At 72.0% G+C, this 23,082-nt stretch carries 17 protein-coding genes and 5 pseudogenes; 8 read left to right on the forward strand and 14 right to left on the reverse strand.

Features of this window, described 5'->3' with window-relative positions; translation table 11 throughout:
- Positions 1–31: 31 nt before the first annotated feature.
- Entirely contained in the window at positions 32–775 is a 744-nt protein-coding gene (locus tag AB0G56_RS33910) for a class I SAM-dependent methyltransferase (protein ID WP_360977326.1), read from the forward strand.
- 52 nt (positions 776–827) lie between these two features.
- Here the strand turns inward: AB0G56_RS33910 and AB0G56_RS33915 are convergent, their stop codons facing one another.
- Positions 828–2,504: a beta-1,3-glucanase family protein gene (locus AB0G56_RS33915; RefSeq protein ID WP_360977329.1), complete on the reverse strand. Its 1,677-nt coding sequence runs from the start codon at positions 2,502–2,504 to the stop codon at positions 828–830.
- 463 nt (positions 2,505–2,967) lie between these two features.
- On the opposite strand from AB0G56_RS33915, the gene AB0G56_RS33920 reads away from it, so the two are divergent.
- Positions 2,968–3,954, forward strand: coding sequence for a L,D-transpeptidase (locus AB0G56_RS33920; RefSeq protein ID WP_360977332.1), 987 nt, complete (start codon positions 2,968–2,970; stop codon positions 3,952–3,954).
- 53 nt (positions 3,955–4,007) lie between these two features.
- Here the strand turns inward: AB0G56_RS33920 and AB0G56_RS33925 are convergent, their stop codons facing one another.
- From AB0G56_RS33925 to AB0G56_RS33940, 4 genes are all read right to left on the reverse strand, one after another.
- On the reverse strand, positions 4,008–5,069 hold the full coding sequence (locus AB0G56_RS33925; RefSeq protein ID WP_360977335.1) for a hypothetical protein: 1,062 nt from the start codon (positions 5,067–5,069) through the stop codon (positions 4,008–4,010).
- Complete coding sequence (locus AB0G56_RS33930; RefSeq protein WP_360977338.1) at positions 5,066–5,941, reverse strand: patatin-like phospholipase family protein; 876 nt, start codon at positions 5,939–5,941, stop codon at positions 5,066–5,068. Before AB0G56_RS33930 ends, AB0G56_RS33925 begins: the two co-directional genes overlap by 4 nt.
- A gap of 169 nt (positions 5,942–6,110) precedes the next feature.
- On the reverse strand, positions 6,111–7,730 hold the full coding sequence (locus AB0G56_RS33935) for an alpha/beta hydrolase (RefSeq protein WP_360977341.1): 1,620 nt from the start codon (positions 7,728–7,730) through the stop codon (positions 6,111–6,113).
- A gap of 27 nt (positions 7,731–7,757) precedes the next feature.
- Positions 7,758–8,441 (reverse strand): nitroreductase family protein, encoded by a 684-nt coding sequence (locus AB0G56_RS33940; RefSeq protein ID WP_360977344.1) that lies wholly within the window; start codon positions 8,439–8,441, stop codon positions 7,758–7,760.
- Positions 8,442–8,576: 135 nt separating this feature from the next.
- Here AB0G56_RS33940 and AB0G56_RS33945 point away from each other — a divergent pair, with 135 nt between their 5' ends.
- Complete coding sequence (locus AB0G56_RS33945) at positions 8,577–9,080, forward strand: Lrp/AsnC family transcriptional regulator (RefSeq protein ID WP_360977346.1); 504 nt, start codon at positions 8,577–8,579, stop codon at positions 9,078–9,080.
- A 176-nt stretch (positions 9,081–9,256) separates the two neighbouring features.
- Here AB0G56_RS33945 and AB0G56_RS33950 read toward each other — a convergent pair whose 3' ends face one another.
- Positions 9,257–9,493: a tectonin domain-containing protein gene (locus AB0G56_RS33950; protein ID WP_360977349.1), complete on the reverse strand. Its 237-nt coding sequence runs from the start codon at positions 9,491–9,493 to the stop codon at positions 9,257–9,259.
- Between the two features lie 341 nt (positions 9,494–9,834).
- Here AB0G56_RS33950 and AB0G56_RS33955 point away from each other — a divergent pair.
- Both AB0G56_RS33955 and AB0G56_RS33960 read left to right on the forward strand, forming a co-directional pair.
- Positions 9,835–10,647, forward strand: a pseudogene (locus tag AB0G56_RS33955) (amidase family protein); the annotation flags it as partial.
- 146 nt (positions 10,648–10,793) lie between these two features.
- Positions 10,794–11,192: pseudogene (locus AB0G56_RS33960) on the forward strand (spore photoproduct lyase family protein); the annotation flags it as partial.
- A gap of 33 nt (positions 11,193–11,225) precedes the next feature.
- On the opposite strand, the gene AB0G56_RS33965 reads toward AB0G56_RS33960, so the two are convergent.
- Positions 11,226–12,242, reverse strand: coding sequence for a class I mannose-6-phosphate isomerase (locus AB0G56_RS33965; protein WP_360977352.1), 1,017 nt, complete (start codon positions 12,240–12,242; stop codon positions 11,226–11,228).
- Between the two features lie 65 nt (positions 12,243–12,307).
- Positions 12,308–13,147: an SDR family oxidoreductase gene (locus AB0G56_RS33970; protein ID WP_360977355.1), complete on the reverse strand. Its 840-nt coding sequence runs from the start codon at positions 13,145–13,147 to the stop codon at positions 12,308–12,310.
- A gap of 222 nt (positions 13,148–13,369) precedes the next feature.
- On the opposite strand from AB0G56_RS33970, the gene AB0G56_RS33975 reads away from it, so the two are divergent.
- Complete coding sequence (locus AB0G56_RS33975) at positions 13,370–15,073, forward strand: RecQ family ATP-dependent DNA helicase (protein ID WP_360977358.1); 1,704 nt, start codon at positions 13,370–13,372, stop codon at positions 15,071–15,073.
- 228 nt (positions 15,074–15,301) lie between these two features.
- On the opposite strand, the pseudogene AB0G56_RS33980 reads toward AB0G56_RS33975, so the two are convergent.
- From AB0G56_RS33980 to AB0G56_RS33995, 4 genes and pseudogenes are all read right to left on the reverse strand, one after another.
- A pseudogene (locus tag AB0G56_RS33980) lies at positions 15,302–15,448 on the reverse strand (helix-turn-helix transcriptional regulator); the annotation flags it as partial.
- 240 nt (positions 15,449–15,688) lie between these two features.
- Entirely contained in the window at positions 15,689–17,896 is a 2,208-nt protein-coding gene (locus AB0G56_RS33985) for an MMPL family transporter (RefSeq protein ID WP_360977361.1), read from the reverse strand.
- A 327-nt stretch (positions 17,897–18,223) separates the two neighbouring features.
- Positions 18,224–19,096: an alpha/beta hydrolase gene (locus AB0G56_RS33990; RefSeq protein ID WP_360977364.1), complete on the reverse strand. Its 873-nt coding sequence runs from the start codon at positions 19,094–19,096 to the stop codon at positions 18,224–18,226.
- 407 nt (positions 19,097–19,503) lie between these two features.
- Positions 19,504–20,718: a beta-ketoacyl-[acyl-carrier-protein] synthase family protein gene (locus AB0G56_RS33995; RefSeq protein WP_360977367.1), complete on the reverse strand. Its 1,215-nt coding sequence runs from the start codon at positions 20,716–20,718 to the stop codon at positions 19,504–19,506.
- A 268-nt stretch (positions 20,719–20,986) separates the two neighbouring features.
- Between AB0G56_RS33995 and AB0G56_RS34000 the strand changes: the two genes are divergently transcribed.
- A complete protein-coding gene (locus tag AB0G56_RS34000; RefSeq protein WP_360977370.1) occupies positions 20,987–21,331 on the forward strand; it encodes a VOC family protein in 345 nt (114 codons plus the stop codon).
- Positions 21,332–21,438: 107 nt separating this feature from the next.
- On the opposite strand, the pseudogene AB0G56_RS34005 reads toward AB0G56_RS34000, so the two are convergent.
- A pseudogene (locus AB0G56_RS34005) lies at positions 21,439–21,747 on the reverse strand (helix-turn-helix domain-containing protein); the annotation flags it as partial.
- A 25-nt stretch (positions 21,748–21,772) separates the two neighbouring features.
- Between AB0G56_RS34005 and AB0G56_RS34010 the strand changes: the two are divergent.
- Positions 21,773–22,417, forward strand: a pseudogene (locus tag AB0G56_RS34010) (NAD(P)-dependent oxidoreductase); the annotation flags it as partial.
- Between the two features lie 143 nt (positions 22,418–22,560).
- Here the strand turns inward: AB0G56_RS34010 and AB0G56_RS34015 are convergent.
- Positions 22,561–23,022 carry a MarR family transcriptional regulator gene (locus tag AB0G56_RS34015; protein WP_360977373.1) on the reverse strand — a complete coding sequence of 154 codons (462 nt, stop codon included), beginning with the start codon at positions 23,020–23,022 and terminating at the stop codon, positions 22,561–22,563.
- Between the last annotated feature and the right edge of the window lie 60 nt (positions 23,023–23,082).

Genomic DNA, 23,082 nt, shown 5'->3' on the forward strand with positions numbered 1-23,082 from the left:
AAGGCGACCGGGACACGGGGAGGACGGAACGGTGAGCGGGCAGCAGCAGTACGACGAGATCGGTGAGGCCTACGAAGGGTTCAAGGCCCTGCCGCTGGAGCAGTACGCGGTGGTACCCAGCTTCCTGGCGATGGTCGGGGACGTGCGCGGCAGGTCGGTCCTCGACCTGGCCTGCGGTACGGGCTTCTACAGCCGGGAGTTCAAGCGGCGCGGCGCCACGGACGTGCTCGGCATCGACATCTCCGGTGAGATGGTCGCCGTCGCCGAGCAGTTGGAGAAGCGCCACCCGCTGGACGTGCGCTACGAGGTGGGCGACGTCTGCGATCTGCGGACTTTCGAGCAGCGCTTCGACATCGGGCTGGCGGTCCAACTGTTCGGCTACGCCGAGGACATCGCCGTCATGGAGCGGATGTGCCGCAACGCCCACCGCGGTCTGAAGCCCGGCGGCGAGTTCTTCGTGCTCAACCAGTCGCCCGACTTCAGCTTCGACGGACCGACCCCGGACAAGTACGGCTTTCGCAGCGTACTCACCGGGGAGGAGGCCGAGACCGGACCGCAGGTGCGGATCACGGCACTGCTCGACCCGCCGGTCTCGTTCGTCGCCAACCGCCCGCGCCGGGAGGTCTACGCGAGGTGCCTGCGGGCTGCCGGGTTCAGCGAGGTGACCTGGGTCCCGCTGACGGTCTCGGAAGCCGGCCTGCGCGAGTTCGGCGCGGACTTCTGGGCGGACTTCCACGCCAACCCGCCGCTGGAGATGCTGCGCTGCCGGTCCTGACGAGCCACCGGGCAGGCACCCCGGCGGGCGGAGCAGTGCCGTGCCGGTGAGATCAGTGAGTGAAGGTGAACCAGTTGAGGTTGACGAACTCGACGGTGCTCTCCGCGAACGTCACGTAGAGGTCGTGGACGCCGGTGACCGCCCGGGTGATGTTGGCGGGCACGGTGCGCCAGGTCTGCCAGCCGCCCGTGGAGCCGAGGTCGATCTCGGCGATCTGCGGCCCGGTGGCGCTGTCCACCCGCACGCGGATCGCGCCGCTGACGCCGGCACCCACTCCGGAGGCGACCCGGGCCAGGAACTGCGCCGGGGAGGCGGACCCGAAGTCCACCGAGGCGTACTTCAGCCAGTCCCCGGCCGCGAGGTACCCCACGTCGCGGCCGCCTCCGGTGTCGGTGCAGATCTCGGTCTGCGTGCCGCTCTGAGCGGTGTAGTCCTCCGCCTGGATGGTGGAGTAGGCGCTGGTGCCGCCGCCTCCCTGGGGCGGGGTCGTCCCTCCGCCGCCGGGGCCCAGGGTGATGGTCCAGGAGGTGGGGGCGGGGTCCTGGAGGTGGCCGTCGACCGGGGCGCTGCCGGTGGGGCCGACGTCGTCGTACGGGAAGGCGTAGCCGATGTTCGCGTACCGGTGCACCAGACGGGCGTAGTGGTTGGTGATCGACTCCGTGTAGTACTGGGCGGGAGTGACACCGTTCGGCTGGGAAGCCCCTCCGGCGACCAGGAGGCTGGAGCGGTTGAGGGCGGCGGCGAGGCGGGCGGCGACGGCGGCGCGGGCGTCGGCCCCGGAGTTGTACAGGGGCCCGCTCGCGCAGCCGAAGATGTCGGCGGCGGAGGGCTTGGTGAAGGGCACTCCGTTGGTGTTGAGCCCGGCGAACGTGAGCACGTCGCCGCTGACGGTCCCGGAGTAGGCGCCTATCGACCCCTGGCCGTCCACGGTGAGGGTGTGGGTGCGGTAGTAGTCCCACACCCGGTCCAGGTACGGCCTCCAGTACGCGCCGAAGTCCGCGGGCGCGTGGGAGGGCGCCAGCACGCGCAGGACCGTGCCCGAGGAGTCGGTGGCGACCAACTGGTCCCAGGGCGCACCGTCCGCCGCGTGCTGTGCCCGCAGCCCGGAGGCGAGGGACGACAGGGCGCCCGAGGGCAGTGCCGGTACCGACTGGTTCCCGGCGGCGCCGGTGGTGGCCATCGAGACCGGCAGGGCGACCATGTCGACGTAGCTGATGTTGGCGTACAGGTTCGCCGAGTTGTAGGTGAACTCGCAGAACGTCCAGCTGGTGGTCCAGTTGGGATCGGTGCTGGTGAAGCCGGGCTGCACCAGGCCGGGCACGCCGCCGTTGCCGCCCGGCGGGTTGACGAAGAACTGGATCTTGCGCCCGGTCGAGAACCAGACGCGGCCGCCGATCACGTAGTCGCCCAGCGTCAGACGGGTGGGCGCGGAACCCGAACCGCCCAGGGGAATGGCGTAGTCGGGCGTCGGTGTCAGGACCGAGGACGGGCTGGGCAGCCGGTGGAAGCGTCCGTCCGCGGTGACGAAACCGGGCCATCCGGAGGTGTCCGCACCGGATATGTACGCATAGACCGGTGCGGAGCCGCCCGAGTTGTTGGCGAGCGCGATCGGGAGAGCGGCGGCGAGGGTGCCTGCTCGCGAGCGGGCGGTGGCGGTGCCGGCAGCCGTCAGGGGGAGAGCGGTCGCGGTGGCCGCTGCGGCGGTGAGAAGGGCACGACGGGAGAGCACAACGGGCTCCTGGGGTGGGTGTGGGGGTTGTCGCCTTGCGGAGACGGGGAGGTGGGGGAGGAGCGATGGGAGCGCTACCACTATTGGACTGCACCAATTGGCGGGTCAAGAGGCTTGCGGGAGGCGGGAGTCGGTGACCGTTCGGCGGCCGCGTGGCCGGCGCGCCGTACCGGCGGCCGGCCGGGACCCGCCAGGGGCCGCGGCTCGGCCGATCGCTCGGGGGCGGAGGCCGGCGCGGCAGCGGGGCCCTGAGGCCGGCTCAGCGCTGCACGGCCGCACCGGGCCGGCCCGCGCGTCCGGCCGGCGCCACCCCGACGGACCTGCTCGCGGTCCGATTTTTGAGAGACGCTTTACGCGGCACCGGGGAACCTGTTCCCGGGACTTCACCATCTGACAGGGGAGTGAGCCCGACCGGGAAGTGTGAGCCCGTCGGGGCCGGAGAGTCGAGAGAGCGAGGCAGGTCATGGGACGGCGCAGGGGCGGCATAGGGATCGCACTCGTCATGGGCGCGGTGCTGGTGGGCGCGAGCGCCTGTGGCCACGGCGGCAGCGATCAGGCCACCGGCACCGACGCGAAGGGTTCGCACAAGCCGAGCGCCGGTTCGTCCCCGTCGCCCACGAAACCCGCGGGCCCGCCGATGCTGCTGGAGACGATCACCCCGCAGTCGGGCACCACGGTCGGGGTGGCCATGCCGATCTCGGTGGTCTTCAGCAACCCGGTGGCGGCGAAGGCCAGGGCCACGGTCGAGAAGCACATGAAGGTGAGCGCCTCCCAGCCGGTGGCCGGCGCCTGGCACTGGTTCGGCGACAAGCGCGCCGACTGGCGCCCGAAGGAGTACTGGCCCTCCGGTACGACGGTGAAGATCGACGCCGACCTGACGGGCGTCGGCAACGGCAACGGACGCTACGGCGTGCACGGCTACACACACACCTTCAAGGTCGGCGACGACGTGCGCGCCGACGTCTCGGTGCGCGGCCACACCATGAAGGTGACCCGCAACGGCCACGCCGTGCGTACCCTGTCCATCAACGCGGGCAGCGCCCAGTACCCGACGTGGAACGGCACGATGGCCGTCATCGACAAGCAGAAGAAGGTCCACATGACCTCCTGCAGCGTCGGCATCAGCTGCCAGAAGGGCAGCCCCAACTACTACGACCTCACGCTGCCCTGGGACGTCCACCTCACCCAGTCTGGCACCTACGTGCACTACTCGACCGGCGACCCCGACCCGGGCAGCGGCAGCGCCCGCGGCTCGCACGGCTGCGTCCACCTCTCCCTGTCGGACGCCAAGTGGTTCTACGACCAGGTCAAGCAGGGCGACCCCGTCACCATCACCGGCTCGCCCCGCGCCAAGGCGCCGGCCGACAACGGCTACGCCGACTTCAACCTGGGATGGGACCAGTGGCTCGCGGGCAGCGCGTCGGGGGAGGGCACGACCGCCACGCTGTGACGCGCCGCTGCCCGGGCCCGCGCGACCTTCCGAACCGCCCGGCCGACGGGGCCTCACGCGTGTATCGCGTCCGGACCGGCGTGGCGGGCCGTCCAGCGGTCGACGCGGGCCCACTGGGCGAGCAGCCACTCGCTGCGGGCGTCGTCGCCCTGCGGCACGCGGCCTGCGGGTATGCGCCACCAGTGCGCCCGCACGCTGTCACGCAGCGGCAGCCGGCTCCAGGCGGTGCGGACCGAGTGGATCGCGTCGAGGCCGGTGTGGGCCACGAAGACCACGTCGGCCGTGGGCGCGGCGGCGATCGCGGCCAGAGCACCGGCGTCCCGCGGCGGCAGGACGTGGTGCATCCGCTCCGCGCGGGACGCCCGGCCCGGCGCCCCCCGGCGGCGCAGCGAGGCGATCGCGCGCCGGCGGCGGCGCGGTGTGAAGTTGCCGCCCTCCGGAAAGAGCACAAGGGCGTCGCCGGGGCCCAGCCCGGCCGCCAGGTCCCCGATCGCGTCCTCGGACCGCCCGCGCCATGAGGGGAGGAAGCAGTGGGGGACCCGTCCGACGAGGACGTCGAGTGCGGGATCGGCGCGCAGGACCCGTTTCAGGACCGTGTGGGGCCGCAGCCCGGCCCGGCCGAGCAGCGTCTGGAGCAGCAGGAAGGAATCGCCGGTACCGGCGTGCCGGGCGAAGACCAGGAGGGGCGCCGCCACAGCGCCGGTCCCGCCCGGCACCGGGGGCGTCACCTCCAACCGGAGCCGGAAGACCCGCTCGCCCGCCCGCCGCAGGACTCGCAGCAGCCTCTCCAGCACGGCGAACGCGTCCGCGGCACGCCGTTGTGCCCCCGCCCGCCCCTCGGGCAGCCGACGCGCCCACAGCCCGGCGGCGGCCACCACTCCGGCCAGATCCACCAGGAGGTACAGCAGGGCGAAGCAGGTGATCCGCACCGGCCTCCAGGGGCCGTGCGTGGCGAGCGAGACCGGCGCGCACAGCAGGGCCGCCACGACGAGGAGCGCGGCCACCGCGGGGACGAGGGCGGACAGCAGCGCGATGGTGAGGGTCCGGCGCAGCCCGGTGACCACCGCGCCGGTGAGCCTCGCCGGGCGGCTTCGACGCGCACCCGAGGCGGTCATGGTGCGCCGTCGGACGCGCCGAGGGCGGTGTCGAGGTACCGGGAGGAGGCCGCGTAGGCGCGCTCGATGCGCTCGGCGGTCCGGCCGAAGCTGCGGTACCGCAGCTGCCTCAGGGTGCCTGTGCCCTCCTCGGGGGCCGAGCCCGACGGCAGCACACGGACCGTGACGCCGGGCGGCAGGTCCGCCATGTCCCGGGCGAACCGGTGCCGGCGAGCGATCTCGAACGCCACCAGCGCCACCTCCCAGGGAGCGCGCGGCGGCGAGAGCGGGCGCTCGACGCGGCCGACCTGCAGGACGTACACCTCGCTCGCCCCGAGGGCCACCGCGCGGCCGACGGGGATGCTGTTGACCAGGCCGCCGTCGACGTAGTGCTCGCCGTCGAGCCGGATGGGCGGCAGCAGCCCCGGCACCGCGCACGAGGCGAGCACCGCGTCCACCAGCGGCCCCGCGGCGAACCAGTGCTCGGCGGCCCGTTCGATGTTCGCCGCGACGCACTGGAACGGCAGGGCCAGCTCCTCGACGCGTGTCACCGGAAGGTGGGAGGAGAGCAGGTCGCGCAGCGGCGTGGGGTGGTACAGGTGGGTGCCGCTGCGCACGGCGGTGCCCAGCCGCCCCAGCAGCGATCCGGAGAACACGCCGGCCCGCCCGAGACCGGTCCACAGGTCGGCGAGCCGGGCCACCGACGCCCGCGACGGGTCGGCCGCCACGGCGGCACCGTTGATCGCGCCGACGGAGGTGCCGACGACGAGGTCCGGGTACAGGTCGGCGGCGAAGAGCGCCTTGAGCATGCCGACCTCGTAGGCGCCCAGCGCACCGCCGCCGCCCAGCACGAAGGCACGGGTCGGCGGGCGGGCGGCTCGGCTGTCCTCCATGCCCGAAGGGTGCCCCCGCACAGCCCCGCAAACCAGCGGGGCCTCTCACGAGCGCGCCCGCCGACCGCGGCGGCGGGCGACAGCGCTCCGGGACCGCCTGCCGTACCGGCCCTTGTCGCCGTGGCAGGGTCTGCCGTGCCGGCCCGCCTCCCCGGCGGCAGGGGTCGGGTCAGTCGCCGTAGACGGTGCCGGGCGCCGGGGCCCGGCCGGTGCGCAGGTACGTGTCGATGGCGTCCCGGGTGTGACTGGGGCCGCGGGCGAGATAGCTGGTGTGGCCGTCGCCCTCACGGGTCACCAGCACACTGGACGACAGCTGGCGGTGCAGCCGCAGCGCCCACGGGTACGCCGTCGACGGGTCGTGGGTGGCATTGGTGATCAGGATCGGCGGCGCGTTACGGGCACTGACCGGACGCGGCGGGTTCACCACCGGCGCCGGCCGGCCGACGCACCCGGTGAGGATGGTCCACGACTGGGAGGCGCCGCCGAGCCGGGGCGCGGACGCCTCCCCGAGTCGCCGGAGCCGCCGCAGATCGGCCAGGGTCCGGATCGGCGTCGGCCAGTCGAGACACTCGACGGCGATGCCGCTGCCGTTCATGATGTCGTCGATCGGCCCGGCGGCGAGCGCCGGCGAGAACGCCGAGGCGTCACCGCCCGCCGCCTGCTGCAGGGCGAGGGCCGCGTTGTTGCGCCGGGCCGGGAACAGCAGCAGGTTCTGCAGGTTGAGCCGGATGTCGTCCCCGGTCACGGACGCACGGCAGTCGCCCGCCTCGGCGCACTGCGGGGCCGGGAGCGGCGTACGGTCCGCGCTCGCCACCAGGGTGTCGACGAGCCGCCGCACATCGGTGCCGTGCAGGGCACAGGAGCGGTCGTCCGCGCACCAGTCGGCGAACCGGTCGAAGGAGTCCTCGTAGGCGTGCGCCTCGTACCGCAACAGGCTCGTCGTCCGCAGCGAGTGGTCGAGCGCGCCGTCCAGCGCCAGCGTGCGGATGTGCCGCGGGAACAGCTCGGCGTACGTCGCGCCGAGCTGCGAACCGTAGGACAGCCCGAGGTAGTTGAGCTTGCCCTGGCCGAGCGCCCGGCGCAGGGCCTCCAGGTCGCGTGCGGCGCTGACGGTGTCGACGTGGTCCATGAGAGGTCCGGTGAGCCGCCGGCAGCTCTCGGCCAGCTCCCGGTTGCGCGCGACCAGGCGCTCGAAGGCGGCCTCGTCCTTCGGGAACGGCGAGACCCGGCGGTTGAGCAGCGCCGGATCGCAGCGCACCGCGCCGCTGAGCCCGATGCCGCGCGGGTCCAGGCCGATCACGTCGAAGTTCTCCCGGGTGGCGGCCGAGAACACCTTCGTGCCCAGGGACTCGGCGTACACGACCCGTGTCCCCGAACCACCGGGTCCGCCCGGATCGAAGAACAGGCTGCCGACCGGGTGCGCGCCGGTCGCCGGGAGGCGGTCCACCGTGACCGTGGTGGTCGGCCCTTCGGGGTGCGCGTAGTCCACCGGGACCTGGACGGAGGCGCACTGGAGTTCCTCCGGCGCACCGGGGAAGGGGCACGCCCTCCAGCGGAGGGCAGCCGTCCGCTGCCCGGAGGCGGCGGACGAGGCCGTCGCGGTGGATGTCCCAGCCGTCGCAGCCGTCGCGTTGGGCACCGCGAGTGTCGCCGTGACGAACGCCGCCGCCGCGGCGAGCCCGGCCCCCCGCAACGCCCTCCGGCGGTGCGAAGGTTCTCCCCCTCGGGCCGGGCGCTCCGTCGCGCCGGCCGTTCCTGGTACGCCGGTGGCGTGTGGTGAAGTGGTCATGCCGGTCACTATGGCGCGACGCCACCGTCAAGTCACCGGGCTCTCGGCGGTTGCCTCTGCCGTCGACTTGCGTACCAGGTCCGGGACTTCGCAGTCGGCCGCGGCGTAGCCGATGGGGAAGAGGATGTAGGGCCGCTCGTTGCCGGGCCGACGGCAGATCCTGGTGAGGAAGCCCATCGGGTTGGGTGTGTGCGTCAGAGTGCTCAGCCCCATCGCGTGCAGCGCGGCGATGAAGAAGCCGCACGCGATGCCCACACTCTCGTTCACGTAGTAGTTCTTGCGCAGCGAGCCGTCCGGCATCGCGGTGCTCTTCTCGGCGAAGCAGACGACGATCCACGGCACGACGTCGAGGAAGCTCTTGTCCGAACTCGTTTCGAGGCGTGCGAGCGCGGCGCGCCACTCGGGCGGGATCCGCCCGCCCTCGTAATTGACCTGTTCCTCCTCCTCGGCGGCGATCCTGATGCGGTGCTTGGTCTCGGCATCGCCGATCACCGCGAACTTCCACGGCTGGAAGTGGGCACCGGAGGGGGCGGTGTTCGCCGCGGCGACGGCAAGGTCGACGCACTCGCGCGGGACCGGCTCGTCACTGAAGAACCGCACGCTGCGGCGGCGGTCGAGGAACGACACGAAGTCCTTGCCCCGCTGGACCGTCTCGGCCTCGTCGTACCGGTCGGGCCGGTAAGGGACGAACGGATGGGTGTGCTGTCTCACGACTGCGCCTCCTGGACCGGGGGTCCCAGCGTGGGCCACCGACAGCCGAATAGGCAACAGACTCCGTACTCCGTTGTCAATGTGACAAGGAATAGGGCGCGGAGGCGCCCCCGAGGTCGCAGATCGGCAGGCACGGTGACACGACAGGGGCTCGACCCGCTCGACGGCCGGATGCTGCGCCTGCTCCGGGAGCGCCCGCGTGAGGGCCTGCTGGAGATCGCCCGCCGACTCGGCGTCGCGCGCGGCACCCTGCAGGCACGGCTCGACCGGCTGACCCGTTCCGGCGTGGTGACCGGCTACGGACCGGACGTGGACGTCGCCGCGCTCGGCCACGTGGTCGAGGCGTTCACCACGTTCGAGGTCGACCAGCCGGCCCGCGAGGCCATCGCCGCACGTCTGCGTGGCGTGCCGCAGATCGTCGAGGCCCACGTCGTGACCGGCCCCGGTGACATCTGGTGCCGCATCGCGGGCACGAGCAACCAGCACGTGCAGCAGGTGATCGACCACGTCCTCGAAGTACCGGGCGTCCGTCGCAGTACGACGGTCATCGCGTTGAGTGCGGTCGTCCCCTACCGGGTCCAGCCCTTGGTCGACGAGGTGGCCGGGCTGTCCCGGGATCCGGACGCACCTCGCGCCTGATAGACGGCTGAGGGCCTTGTCGCTGCCCCCGCCCGGACGCTCGCTCCTTCCGGGTCGCGCTCGGCAGGCACGCACACCCGACGGGAGCCGGCCGCACCGGGCCCCGGGGACATGCCCCCGGGGCCCGGCGCATGAAGTGACGCGGTCAGGTGGCGTGTGCGGGGGAGCGGAGCGGCTCAGGCAGGCAGGTCGCCGGTGTAGCGGTAGATGTTCCCGGCGGAGTTGACGCCCCAGACGGTGCCGTCGGCGCCTGCGCCGATGTCGGTGAGGGCGCCGGGGATCTGCTGCCAGGGGTCGGCGTCGTTGTTGGTGTAGCGGTAGATGTTGCCGGCCGAGTTCACTCCCCACACGTTGGTGCGGGACCCCGCCGCGATCCGGACCAGCGCGCCGCTGATCTGCTTCCAGTCGGCCATGCGGACGACTCCTTTCCGCTCACGGACGATGCATCCGAAGGTTCCCCCAGCGGAACGATTCGCCTGGTAAGCGAATTGGATGAGTGATCATTCTTGTTGTCCGGAAGGGTGTGTTTACCTGACCGGCCGCCGTGTGGGACAAGGCCGCTGCCTGCATCACCGGCCCGTCAAAGTGACGTGAATCGTGTTCGCTCGTGCGAGGCAGTTCCCGCAATCGCGTTGACGTCGCTGGGCGCGACGGCCGAGGAAGGCCATCCCCCTTGCCTGACAAGGCATTTCGTGGCCTGCCGCAGACGTCGGTACGGTCCCGGTCCAAGCAATGGAATCTGCAGTCGGCAGACATGCTCACGGCTGCCATGCGCGCCGGTGAAGTGGCCTCGGCGGAACTGACCGACGAGGCGATCGCCCGTATCGAACGGGACGAAGAAGCGATCAACGCGATCTGAGTGCCGGATTTCGACCGTGCACGGGCCGCCGCGCGCGAGGCCGACCAGGCGCGCGCCCGTGGGGAGGACCGGCCGCTGCTCGGCGTTCCGGTGACGGTCAAGGAGTCGTACAACATCGCCGGACTGCCCACGAGCTGGGGCATGTCCCTCCACCGGAACCACCTGCCGGCCGAGGACGCCGTGCAGGTGTCGCGGCTCAAGGCCGCCGGCGCGGTGATACTCGGCAGGACGAACGTGCCCTTCGGGCTGCAGGACGTGCAGAGCTTCAACGAGATCCACGGCACCACCGACAACCCGTGGGACCACGGCCGCACACCGGGCGGGTCCTCGGGCGGATCAGCGGCGGCCCTGGCATCCGGATTCGGTGTGCTCTCCATCGGCTCCGACCTCGCCGGTTCGTTGCGTACCCCCGCACACTTCTGCGGTGTCCCCGCACACTTCTGCGGTGTCCACGCACACAAGCCGACACTGGGGCTGGCGGCGAGCCGCGGCACGGTCCCGCCGACCACGCCGGCCCTGCCGACCGACCTCGACCTCGCCGTCGTCGGGCCGATGGCGCGCACGGCCCGCGGCCTCGCGCTCCTGCTCGACGTCATGGCCGGACCGGATCCGCTGACGCTGGGCGTGGCCCGCGAGGTGAGGCTGCCGCCCGCGCGGCACGAGCGGCTGTCCGACTTCCGGGTCCTGGTCCTTGACGACCACCCGCTCGAGCAGCGCACCACGTCCGAGTCCGAGGCCGGGTCCGATCCCCGCTCGTGGCCGGCGGTCCCGTCCCCGGTCCCCGATAGCCTGCTGCGGATCCGCGAGATCCACGCCGAGCCCGAGGCGGCCGTGTCGCCACGCGGTCGTGAGATCCCGTCCCCGAGCGGATCGCCGCCGCGGCCGACTTCCTGGAAGCCGGTCACGAGGTGCACTTCAACCTGTCGCCCGTCGTGGTGCGCTCCGGCTGGGAGGCCGCCTGGGCCGAACCGCTGCGGCAACTGGACGACGTACTCCCGCCCGCCGTCAAGGCGCAGGCCGCCGCCGAGGTCATCCTGCTCACCCACAACCGCGGCCTGCACGAGATCAACCTCGGCTGGCACCCCCGCGCCGAAGAACTGCTGTGGCGCCCGGAACTCCAGCAGGCCAAGCGGTCCCAGAACGGTGACGACAACGTCCGCTACCGCACCGGCATGAAAGGGGCCGCCGTGCAGCGCCTGCGGGAACTGAGCGCGGCGCACGCGCCCTGGCTCACCCTTCGCTACGCCTTCTGATCCGCCGCCCCCGGCGCACCCCGCGTCCGGTGATCAGCGACTCGCACCCAGCGAGCCGATGAGCGGGAGGGAGTAGCCGGCGGCGCGCAGCGGGCCGCGGACGTCGCGGTCGAGGTCGGGCAGGTAGCCGAACAGGACATCGGCCGGTCCCGCGATCTCGACGTTCCCGCACGCCGCGGGCAGCAGCAGTGTCCCGGCGCGGCCGAGTGCTCCGCTCCACGTGCCGGTCCGGACCCGGACCGGAGCGCCGACGTTGGTGAGGACCTGCGCGGTGGTGAAGGAGCGCCGCAACGGCTCCGCGGTCCCTGCCCGCAGGCGTTCGAGGGCGAAGTACGGGCCGGCGCACAGGAAGACCCGTTCCACCCCGTCCCCGACGGCGATGCTCAGACCGGGAGTGAAGTCCGGCCGGGTCTCCAGGTCGACCTGCCGCATCAGCATGTCGAGGTGGGAGCGGAACTCCGCGTCGCCCACCGGGGAACCGTCCTCCATGTTCCAGCGCATCGCGTGCTGCTGGATGTCGGACGTCTGCTCGATCTCGTAGACGAGGGTGTCCGGTCCGAAGCTGTGCGGGGTGCCGCCGGGCACGTACAGGGTTTCTCCCGCACGCACCGGCAGGCGGCGCAGCACGGTGTCGAACTCCTGCGCCTCCAGGGCGGCCCGCAGCCGGTCGCTCGTGACCCCCTCCTTGACACCGCACAGGGCGGTCGCACCGGGGGCGGCGTCCAGGATGTGCCATGCCTCGGTCTTGCCGTTGGGTCGGCCTTCCAGGCGCCGGGCGGAGTCGTCGTCGGCGTGCAGGTGCACGGGCAGGGTGCCGGTGGCGTCGATGAACTTCGTCAGGAGCGGGAAGTACGAGCCGGACCATCCGGGCCCCATCAGCGCCTCGGAAAGATCGGTGACGACCTCGCGCAGGGACCGGCCGGCCAGCGGCCCGTTGGTCACGACGCTGCCGGAGCCGTCGACGTCACTGCATTCCCAGGTCTCCGCGATGCTCCAGTCCGGCAGCCCCGTCTTGCCCAGGCGACGGGCGATCGCCTGTCCCCCGAACACCAGCGGCCTCGCCGTGACGGAAAGCCGCAGTGGATACAGCGGATGCAGAGCCGCCCCGCCCGCGCTCACAGGATCGGCTGTCCGCCGGTGACCGCGACCCGGGCCCCGGAAACGTAGCTCGCCTCGTCCGAGGCGAGCAGCACGTAGACCGCCGCCAGCTCGGCCGGCTGGCCCGCCCGGCCGAGCGGCACCTGAGATCCGAAGCTCTCCACCTGCTCCGGCGGCATGGTCGCCGGAATGAGCGGTGTCCAGATCGGGCCCGGAGCGACGCTGTTGGCACGGATGCCCTTCGAGGCCAGCATCTGGGCCAGCGAGCCGACCATGTTCGCGATGCCCGCCTTGGTGACGTCGTAGGCCAGTAGCTGCGGTGGCGGGCTGTCGGAGTTGACCGATGTGCTGCCGATGATCGACGAGCCCGGAGCCATGTGCGGGACGGCGGCCTTCGTCAGGTGGAAGAAGGCGCTGAGGTTGATCGCCAGGGTGCGGTCCCACTCCTCGTCGGGGATGTCCTCGATGGAGTCGCGCGTCATCTGGAACGCGGCGTTGCTCACCAGCACGTCGATCCGGCCGAACTCCTCGACGGCCCTGCCGACGATCGACCGGCAGTGCGCCGGGTCCGCCACGTCCCCAGGCATCAGCACGCACGTGCGGCCGGCTTCCCGTACCCACCGCGCCGTCTCCTGCGCGTCCTCGTGCTCGTCGAGGTAGGAGACCAGCACGTCCGCCCCCTCACGGGCGTACGCGATCGCCACCGCACGGCCGATCCCGCTGTCCCCGCCCGTGATCACCGCGGCCTTGCCGGCCAGCCGCCCGGATCCCCGGTAACTGTCCTCACCATGATCGGGCCGGGGCACCATGGCGGAAGTGACACCGGGCGGGACCTGTTGCTGACGAGGCTGGGACATGGGCAGCTCCCCGAGATCGTTTCGAGCGGGCGCGGACCGCTGCCGGACGGTCCGGCGGTCGGGGCGGCGAGTACCCCGTTGCGCTCCGCGTCCACCCGGCGGCTGATCTCGCGCGTCGCGGTGTGGTCCGCCGACCGCGCGGGTACCCAGGTCGCGCCGCGGACGCGCCCCTGCCGCACGTCCGCACACACAGTGGGGAAGTACGGAGCGAGGGAGTGGGTCATGGGACGCCAGGGGTCGCCGGTGGACGAGGGCAGGGCCGGGCGCCTGCGTGAGATCGCCTCGAACGTGTTCGGCTGGGACACCCTCCTGCCCGAACAGCTCACGGCCATGGAATGGGTACTGGACGGCGAGGACGTCCTCGTCGTCATGCCGACCGGATCCGGGAAGTCGGCCGTCTACCAAGTACCCGCGCTGATGCTCTCCGGACCGGTCGTGGTGGTCTCTCCGCTGCTGGCCCTCCAGCGGGACCAGATCGCCGGTCTGCCGGACGACGACCGGGTCCCCGGCGCGGTCGCCGTCAACTCGGACCTCGACGCGACGACGACGGAGGCCGCCTGGCAGGCTGTGGACCGGGGCGAGGCCCGCTTCCTGTACCTGTCGCCGGAACAGCTGGCCAAGGAAGAGGTCGCGGAGCGGCTCGCCGCGGCCCGCCCCTGCCTGCTCGTGGTGGACGAGGCACAGTGCGTGTCCTCCTGGGGCCATGACTTCCGCCCCGACTACCTGCGCCTGGCGCAGGCGGTACGGCGGCTGGGCCGGCCGCCGGTACTCGCGTTGACCGCGACAGCCGCCCCGCCCGTGCGCAGGGAGATCATCGAGCGGCTGGGCATGCGCCGTCCGCGCCTGATGGTGACCGGGTTCGACCGGCCGAACATCCGGCTGGAGGCCTGCCGCTTCCAGAGCGAGGACGACCGGCGCCGGTCCGTGATCGAACGGGCAGCCGCCGAGCCGAAGCCCGGCATCGTCTACGCCGCGTCCCGCAAGGACTGCGAGTACTACGCTCGTGAACTGGGCTCCCTGGGACTGGCCGCCGAGAGGTTCCACGCCGGACTGCGCGCCTGCGAGCGCGCCCGGATCCACGACGCCTTCCTGTCCGGCGCGGCCGACGTCGTAGTGGCGACCTCGGCGTTCGGCATGGGGATCGACAAGGAGGACGTCCGATTCGTCCTGCATGCTTCGCTGCCGGGGTCCCTGGACGCCTACTACCAGGAGATCGGCCGCTGCGGCCGGGACGGCCGGCCCGCGCTCGCCGTGCTCTGTCACCGGCCGCAGGACACCGGGATGCAGACCTACTTCGCCGGCCGCGCTCCGAGCCCGGGCACCGTCTCGGACGTGGCCGAGGCCGTCCACGACCACCAGGGAGAGGCCGCGGGCCTGGACGGACTGCGCGAGGAGACAGGTCTTTCCCGCAACCGTGTCACCGCGGCGGTGAACCTGCTGGAGGAGGCGGACGCCGTCGCCACGGGGGACGACGGCCAGGTGCGGCCGGTCCCCGGCGTCTCTGCCGGTCAAGCCGCCGAACAAGCGACTGAGGCCGCGCAGGCGCACCGCCGGACCGACCGGTCACGGGTGGACATGGCGCGGGCGTTCGCGGAGACGACCGGGTGCAGACGCCGCTTCCTGCTCGGCTACTTCGGCGAGGAGTACGTGCCGCCGTGCGGGAACTGCGACAGGTGCGAGGAGGACCGCTCCGGGCAGGAGGACACGGAGCCGGCCGCTCACCCCGACGCGGCCTCCTATCCCGTCGGGAGCGAGGTACGCCACAAGGAATGGGGCGAGGGCACCGTGCTGAGCCAGGACCCGGACCGCATCACCGTGCTGTTCGACCAGGCCGGTTACCACACGCTGTCGCTGGCGGCACTGGCCGGCCGGCACGGCCTGCTGACAGTGCTGCGTCGGCCCGGGGACCAGAGGTCGGCGCCGTGACGCGCGCCACGGCGAGTGCTCCGGCCCGCGCTCGAAAGGGCGGGTGGCGATCCTGACCGAGTGCCCCTGGGACATCAGGCGTCGGGCACCAGGACGAAGTCCGCGGCCGGCTGGCCACCGGTTCGGACGGGACAGGGACCGCAGGGGTCACGGGACGGTCGCCGGCCGTCGGTATGCGGGCGGAACAGCGAGGCGCGGTCGGGTGGCAGGCCGCCGCGAGAGGCCCGCTCAGACCCGGGGCTCTCCCGCGCGGACCAGCCCCGTCTCATAGGCGATGACGACGAGTTGGGCACGGTCGCGGGCGCCGAGTTTGGCCATGGCGCGGTTGGCGTGGGTCTTGACGGTGACCGGGGTGACGAAGAGGCGTTCGGAGATCCCCGGCGCCTGACTGCCCCACGGCACTCGCCGCCACCGCTACCAGGACCACCAGCACGGCCGGGCACGCGTCGCGCACTCGTTCGTGACGGGCCGACCACTGCCGAAACACGGCTGTCACCTGCATTCCTTCACTATGCAACACACGTGGCGCGCGGCTCGGGCCGGGCACGGCGGGGCCCCGGCGCGGGAACCCCGTGCCGGGGCCCCGCGGCCCCTCCGCGATCCGGCCCGACGAGGTCAGCGGCCGGCTTCGGTCCTCTGCGGCTCACGGCCGGGGCCTGGACCGGCCCACTGCGACGGCTCACGCGCCGGACCCTCCACCGACACTCGGGGAAGCGCCCGGTCCAGCCGGCGGGGCAGCCACCAGTTGGCGCGTCCGGACAGGTGCATGAGCGCCGGAACGAGGACCATGCGGATCACCAGGGCGTCGAGCGCGACGGCCACCGCGAGGCTCACGCCGAACTCGGAGATCACCCGCATCCCGCCGAAGACGAACGACCCGAAGATGCACACCATGATGGTGGCCGCCACCGCGATCACCTTGCCGGTCTCGGCCTGCCCCACCCGCACCGCGTGGCGGTTGTCCCCGGTACGGGCCCATTCCTCGCGCATGCGGCTGACCAGGAAGACCTGGTAGTCCATCGACAGCCCGAACATGATGCCGACGACCAGGATGGGCACGAAGGACTCGATCGGTCCGGCGGCGCCGAGGCCGAGGAGCGAGGCGCCGAAACCGTACTGGAAGACGACCACGACCGCCCCGAAGGCCACACCGGTGCTCAGGATGTTCAGCAGCGCGCCGAGCGCCGGAACGAGCAGGCTGCGGAAGGCGACGGTCAGCAGCAGGAAGCCGAGTGCGGCGATCACCAGCACGAACACAGGCAGCTTGCCCATGAGTACGGAGGCGAAGTCGTCGTTGCTCGCGGTGGGGCCGCCGACGTGGACCTTCATCGACGTGCCCCGCTCGGCCTGCGGGATCACCTCCGAGCGCAGGTGGTCGATGAGGCCGGAGGTCGACGCGGACTGCGGGGACGTCGACGGCACGACGGAGATCACACCGACGTCCTGCCCCTCCTTCATGGGTGCGGCACCGACGTCGGCGACACCGTCCACCTGCTTGATCGTCGCGGCCAGTTCGGCCTCGGCCGCCTTGTCGGCGGCGGTCGGTGCTTCCACGGCGAGGACGAGCGGACCGTTGAAACCGGGTCCGAAACCCTCCGCGATCATGCTGTACGCCTGGCGGTTCGTCGAGGTCGCGGGAAGGCTGCCGTCGTCCGACGCGCCCAGGCGCAGGGTGAGCGCCGGCACGGCGAGCGCCGCCAGGACGGCGAGGGCGGCCAGCGCGAGGGCCTTCGGCCGCGCCTGGACCTGCCCTGCCCACCGATTCCACGGTCCCGTCCCGGCCTCGGACGACATGGTGCGCGCCCGTTCACCGGCCGCGGCGCGGCGCCCCCGGCGGCCGAGGATCCGAGGACCGATCATGCCGAGCAGCGCCGGCAGGAGGGTGAGGGCGGCAAGCACGGTCAGCACGACGGTGAGGGCGGCGCCTATGGCCATGCCGTTGACGATGCCGACGTTCAGGGTGAGCATGCCGAGCAGCGCGATGACGACGGTCAGCCCGGCGAAGACCACCGCACGACCGGAGGTGTCGAGGGACGCGGCGATCGACTGACCGACACTCATGCCCGACCTCAGATGGGTGCGGTGGCGGTTCACGATGAACAGGGCGTAGTCGATCCCCACGCCCAGACCGATCAGCGAGCCGAGGGTGAGGGTGGTGTCGGACAGCGTGACGACATGGCTGAGCATCATCACCGCCATCGCGGAGGTGCCCACGCCCGCGACGGCCGTGAGGATGGGCAGCGCCGCCACCCACACCGCCCGGAAGACCAGCAGCAGCACGACGAAGGCCAGGACGATGCCCATGGCGTCGGCGACAGGGTTCGGCTCGGGGTTGACGGTGAACGCCTGCCCGTTCATCGCGATGTGCAGGCCGCCCGACTCGGGTTGCGTGGCGAGTTGCTTCACCCGCGCGATCTGGGTGTCGCTCACATGCTGCCCGAAGGTGACGGTCGCGTACGCCGTCCTGCCGTCCTCGCTGACCTGACGCCGGCCCGCCGCCGTGAAGGGGCTGCTCACCGAGGCGACGCCCGGAGCGGACTCGACCCTCCGTACGGCGTCGGCCATCGGCCGCTCGGCGACGGGGTCGGTGACCCTGCCGTCCTTCACCTGCCAGACGACCCGCCCGCTCTTGCCCGCCGCGCCGGCGGCGGCCTTCCGCAGCAGCGCCGTGGCCCGGGCGGAGTCCGTGTTCTGCGAAGTCCGGCTGTTGCCGAAGTCGTTGCCGGCGGCGCCGACCGCGGCGCCGAGAGCGATCAGCAGGCCCACCCAGGCCAGGACCACGGCGAGCCGGTGCCTGTGGCACCAGCGGGCGAGAGAGGACATCGAGGAGCCTTTCGAGGGGTACGCCGCACGAGGTGGGCCGGCAGACCCGGCCCACCCTCACGCTCGCAGGCCCCCGACCTCTCGTCGTCGGCCGGACGCAGACACTTGGACCTGCTGCGATCGCAGGAGACCGACCGCGCCGGAGAGCCGGCCGCACGCTGTCCGCCGCCTCCTGAGGGCGGCGGTCCTGCGGCCGGCGCGGACCGCGCCGTGCGGGCACGGCCACCGGTTCACGCGGCCCGGGATCCGTCGATGGTGCGGCGTGAGCCGATGGTGCGGCGTGAGCAGATCATGCGAGCCGGTCCGGTGCCACCTGCCGGCGCAGGCTCAGCCGCAGCTCCTGAAGAACTCGCGCAGGGCGGCGACGAGCGCTTCGGGAGCCTCTTCGGCGATGTGGTGTCCGGAGTCGATCGGACCGCCGCACAGCCGGTTGCTCGTCCAGTCCCGCCACACGCTCAGCACGTCGCCGTAGAGGTCGACCATGTCGTCGCGGGAGGCCCACAGCACCTGCAGCGGGCAACCGATGCGTCGGCCGGCCTGACGGTCGGCGTCGTCGTGCTCCCGGTCGACACCGAGACCGGCGCGGTAGTCCTCGCACATGGCGTGCACGGTGGCCGGGTCATGAATGGCGCGGTGGTAGTCCTCGTAGGCCTCGGCCCCCATCTGCTCGGCTGTCGCCTTGTACCAGGCGCCGGGGTCGGCGTTGATGACGCGTTCAGCGGGCTTGTCGGTCTGTCCGAGGAAGAACCAGTGCCACCAGCTCGCGGCGAACGTGGCGTTGCAGCGCCGCAGTGCCTCCCCGATGGGGACGGCGTCCAGGACGCTCACGGCGGACACCGCTTCCGGGTGGTCCAGGGCGAGGCGCGTGGCCACGTACGCGCCCCGGTCGTGCCCGACGACCGCGAACCGCTCGTGCCCGAGGCGGCGCATGACCGCCAGGCAGTCGCCGGCCATGGCGCGCTTGGAGTACGGGAGGTGCTCCGGGTCGGTGGGGGGTTTGTCGGACCGGCCGTAGCCGCGCAGGTCGGGGCAGATCACCGTGTGGCCGGACGCGGCCAGCAACGGGGCGACGCGGTGCCAGGTCGCATGGGTGCGCGGGTGACCGTGCAGGAGCAGCACCGCCGGACCGTCGCCGCCATGGCGCACCCGCAGGTGAGCACCGTCCCCCTCGCATCGTGTCAGCTGGAAGCGGTCGAACACGTGACCTCCTACGCCCGGGACATCGCGCCTCGCCTGCCCCGAAGCGCTCCGCCCACACGCGCCTCGCCCGGCTGACAACCCACGCCGGCCTCCGGGGCGGGCTCGCGGGAGCCCGCCCCACCGGACGTGAAGCGTGGAGGCTCACCGCGAGGGCTCCTGACCGGCGCCGACGCGTTCCGGTACCGGCAAGAAGCACTCCGACGCCTGGTCGGCGGGACGGGGAAGGCGCGCTGCACGGACGCACGGTGCCCGTGTCGCGGACGGGACCCGCGCGCACCTCCGGTTCATCCGGAGAGGCGAAGGGCCGCAGGTTGACGAAGCGGGCGGGGGCACCGGCCGGCCGGGGTCCGGGCCGGACCCCATCGGGCCGGCGGCCCGCGACGACCTTGCCCGCCAAGGCCTCCTCGTCACCTGGTGAACACCAGACTGACGTTGTGTCCGCCGAATCCGAAGGAGTTGGCCAGGGCCGCGGACCACTGCCCGGTGCGCCGCTCACCGCGCACCACGTCCAGTTCCACCCGCGGATCGAGGTCGTCGAGGTTGCGCGTGGCCGGCACCGTGCCGTTCTTGAGCGCGAACAGAGCGGCCATGGCGCCGACCGTGCCGGAAGCGCCCAACATGTGACCTGTCATCGACTTCGTCGCGGTCACCGCGGCGTGGCTGCCGATCACGCGGCCGATCGCCTCGGCCTCCGCCAGGTCGCCGGACTCCGTGGAGGTGGCGTGTGCGTGTACGACCCCGATGTCCGCCGGGGCCAGTCCGGCGTCGCGCAGCGCCAGTTCGATGGCGAAGGCCTGGCCTTCCGCGTCGGACGCCGTGATGTGGTTCGCGCTCGAACTCACGCTGCTGCCGGCCAGCGTGCCGTGGGCACGTGCTCCACGGGCCCGGGCGAACTCGGCGCGTTCGAGCACCATCATCCCGGCGCCCTCGCCCATGACGAAGCCGGACCGTTCGACGTCGAAAGGGCGGGACACGGTCTCCGGGTCCACGGACCGCGTCGACAGGGCCTTCATCTGGGCGAACGCCGCGAGAGTGAAGGGGTGCAGGCATGCCTCCACCCCACCTGCGACGACCACGTCCACGCGCCCGCTGCGGATCAGATCCTGCCCCAGGGCGAGGGCCTCCGCCCCGGACGCACAGGCACTCACCGGCGTCCTGGCACCCCCCTTCGCGCCCAGGTCCATGCTCACCCAGGCAGCCGGCCCGTTGGGCATCAGCATGGGGACCGCGAACGGCGACAGCCGGCGGATCCCGGCGCGTTCGAAGACGTCGTCCTGTCCCAGCGTGGAGAGGACACCACCGGTCCCGGTGCCGATGACGACGGCCAGTCGTTCCGGCTCGACCTGCGGAGCACCGGCGTCCCGCCAAGCCTCGCGCGCACTGAGGAGGGCGACCTGCTCACCGCGGTCCAGTTTCCTGGCCTCGGCCCTCGGAAGCAGTGACGCAGGATCCACCGTGAGCCCGGCCGCAACGTGCACGGGCAGGTCCGCGGCCCACTCCTCCTCCAGGAGACGCACCCCCGACTCACCGTCCAACAGCCCCGACCACGACGACGGCGCATCGGCCCCCAGCGGCGTCATCGCACCTACGCCCGTCACCAGAACATGACTGTTACGAGTCACACGAGCCTCCTCGTTTTGTATAGGAGCTACATGGGCCTGACTTGCCCTCATGGGGATCATGCCAGCAGCCAGCAGGCAAATCAGGGGAGGAGTCGACCGATCCGAAAGTGAGAGATTGTGATGTCTCAACAGTTTGGTACACCCTGGGGGAGGGGAGCGCGGTGCGGCGATCGCCGAGGGGCGGCGGGGCAACCGGGCAGCCTTGCGCCGATGAGTCTCGCTCGCTGGAGTGGTCCGGCTTCCGAAGCGACTGTGAGGAGTGACCCGAGTGGACTTGTACAGCGTCCTGTGCGTGAGTGACCGGACCGAGGCGGCGCAGTGGTGCGAGGCGTTCTTCGGGCGCCCGCCGGACGAGATCATCGGCGAGGAGTACCTGTGGCAGCTCGGAGAGAACGCGTGGGTCGTCGTCGACGATCGGGACGTGCGCGCTGAGCGAGTCGGGGGAGCCGTGATCACACTCGGTGTGACCGACCTGGACGGCATCCTGGCCCGACTCGCCGCGCACGGGATCGACCACGAACCGGTCGAGACCTACAGCAACGGCGTGCGCCACGTGGTCGTGCTGGACCCGGACGGGAACAGCCTGTCACTCGCCGAGCCGCCCACCCGGTGAGCCTCTTCGCAGCCGGCTGTCGGCAACCCGCCCCCCGGCAACCCGACCACTTCGGTCACAACGCTACGTCGACCGCTTCGGAGTCTTCGCGACGTATTCGCTCGGCCCCCCCACGCGCCGAGTGGCGTGAGCGCTTGATTGAGCGTGCGCCCGTGCTCGGTCAGGGAGTACTCCACCCGCGGCGGCACCTCGGCATGGATCTCGCGGTGGACGAGGCCGTCCTCCTCCATCTCACGCAGGTGCTGCGTCAGCATCTTCTCGCTCACTCCCGGCAGACCGCGACGCAACTCGGCGAAGCGGCGTACGCGATGGGCGTCGAGTTCCCAGAGGATCAGTCCCTTCCATTTGCCGCTCACCACGTCGAGCGCAGCGTCGATCCCGCAGATGTAAGGCCCGCGTCTCGGTGCCTTGGCCATCGTTGCCCGGCGCATCCTCGACGGCGCGAGCGCATCGCTCGCCGGACGGACGCTGGTCAACCTGTCCTCCGACACTCCCGACCGCTCACGCGAGGCGGCGACCTGGGCGGCGGGTCACGGGGCCGCCTTCCTCACCTGAGGTGTCATGGTCCCCGCTCCGATGGTCGGCACGGAGGCGGCCTTCGTCTACTACAGCGGCCACGCCCCTGAGAAGGAGAGCCACCTGGCGGCGCTGGCACTGCTGGGAACACCGAGGCATCTGGGCGATGACCCGGGCCTGGCCCAGATGATGTACCAAGCCCAACTCACGTTGTTCCTGTCCGCGTTGTCCGGACTGATGCATGCCACCGCGATGCTGGGAACCGCAGGGTTGAAGGCCAGGGAAGCGCTGCCGGAGTTGCTGTCCTGCGCCGACTCGATCGGCGACATCCTGAGGGCTGGTGAAGAGCACCCCGGTACCGCGCTCGATGCCGGACGACATCCCGGCGACCTCAGCACGGTCACCATGATGGGCGCGACGTCCGGCCACATCGTCGAGACCAGCACGGCACTCGACCTCGACCTCGCGCTCCCCCTGGCCGTGCAGGCCCACTACCGGCGCGCGATCGAGAACGGTCACGGCAGCGACAACTGGACGCGCATCATCGACAGCATCCGAGAACCACGCTGACCCCGTGCGGGGCCGGTGAGCGTTGCCGTCCGCGACGGATCCCGCCGGGGCTCGCTCCGGATGCGTGGTCTCGTCGGCCGGGCTGGTGGGCGGCGTGCCACACCGGAGGTCACGGGGGTACCCGGGGGCGCCTTCCCGGGCGGTCACTCGTCAAGGGATTCGGCCATGCTGTCGAGGTCGGCGAGCAGTGCCGCGAGGCGGTCCGCGGGGACGGCCTCGATCATGCGTTCCTCGATGGCGTAGACGGCGCCGCGCGCGGCGTCCAGGCGCCGCCGTCCGGCCGGGGTGAGGTGGACGGGCAGGGCGCGGCCGTGGTCGGTCGTGGTCGCCCGGGTGACGAGGCCGGCCTCTTCCAGGCCGCGCAGGACGACGTTGGCCGACTGCCGGGTGACGAAGGTGCCGCGGGCCAGATCGGCGTTGGACAGGCCGGGCTGCCGGTCGAGGAGTTCGAGGCAGGAGTACTGCGGAACGGTGAGGTCGTGCTCGCGCAGGGCCTTGTCCATGGCGCTGCGCAGGGCGGCTGAGGCGCGTTTGAGGCGGTATCCCACATGCTCCGTCACGTCCTGGGCCGGATGGGGCGGGGGCACGGATGAACGGTCTTCCATGTCAGCATTTTGACATGTGGGAGGCGGGGTGCCTACAGTCACGTATGTCAAAGTCCTGAC

It is taken from the genome of Streptomyces sp. NPDC021356, assembly GCF_040641015.1.
In the GTDB taxonomy this organism is placed as follows: Bacteria; Actinomycetota; Actinomycetes; order Streptomycetales; family Streptomycetaceae; genus Streptomyces.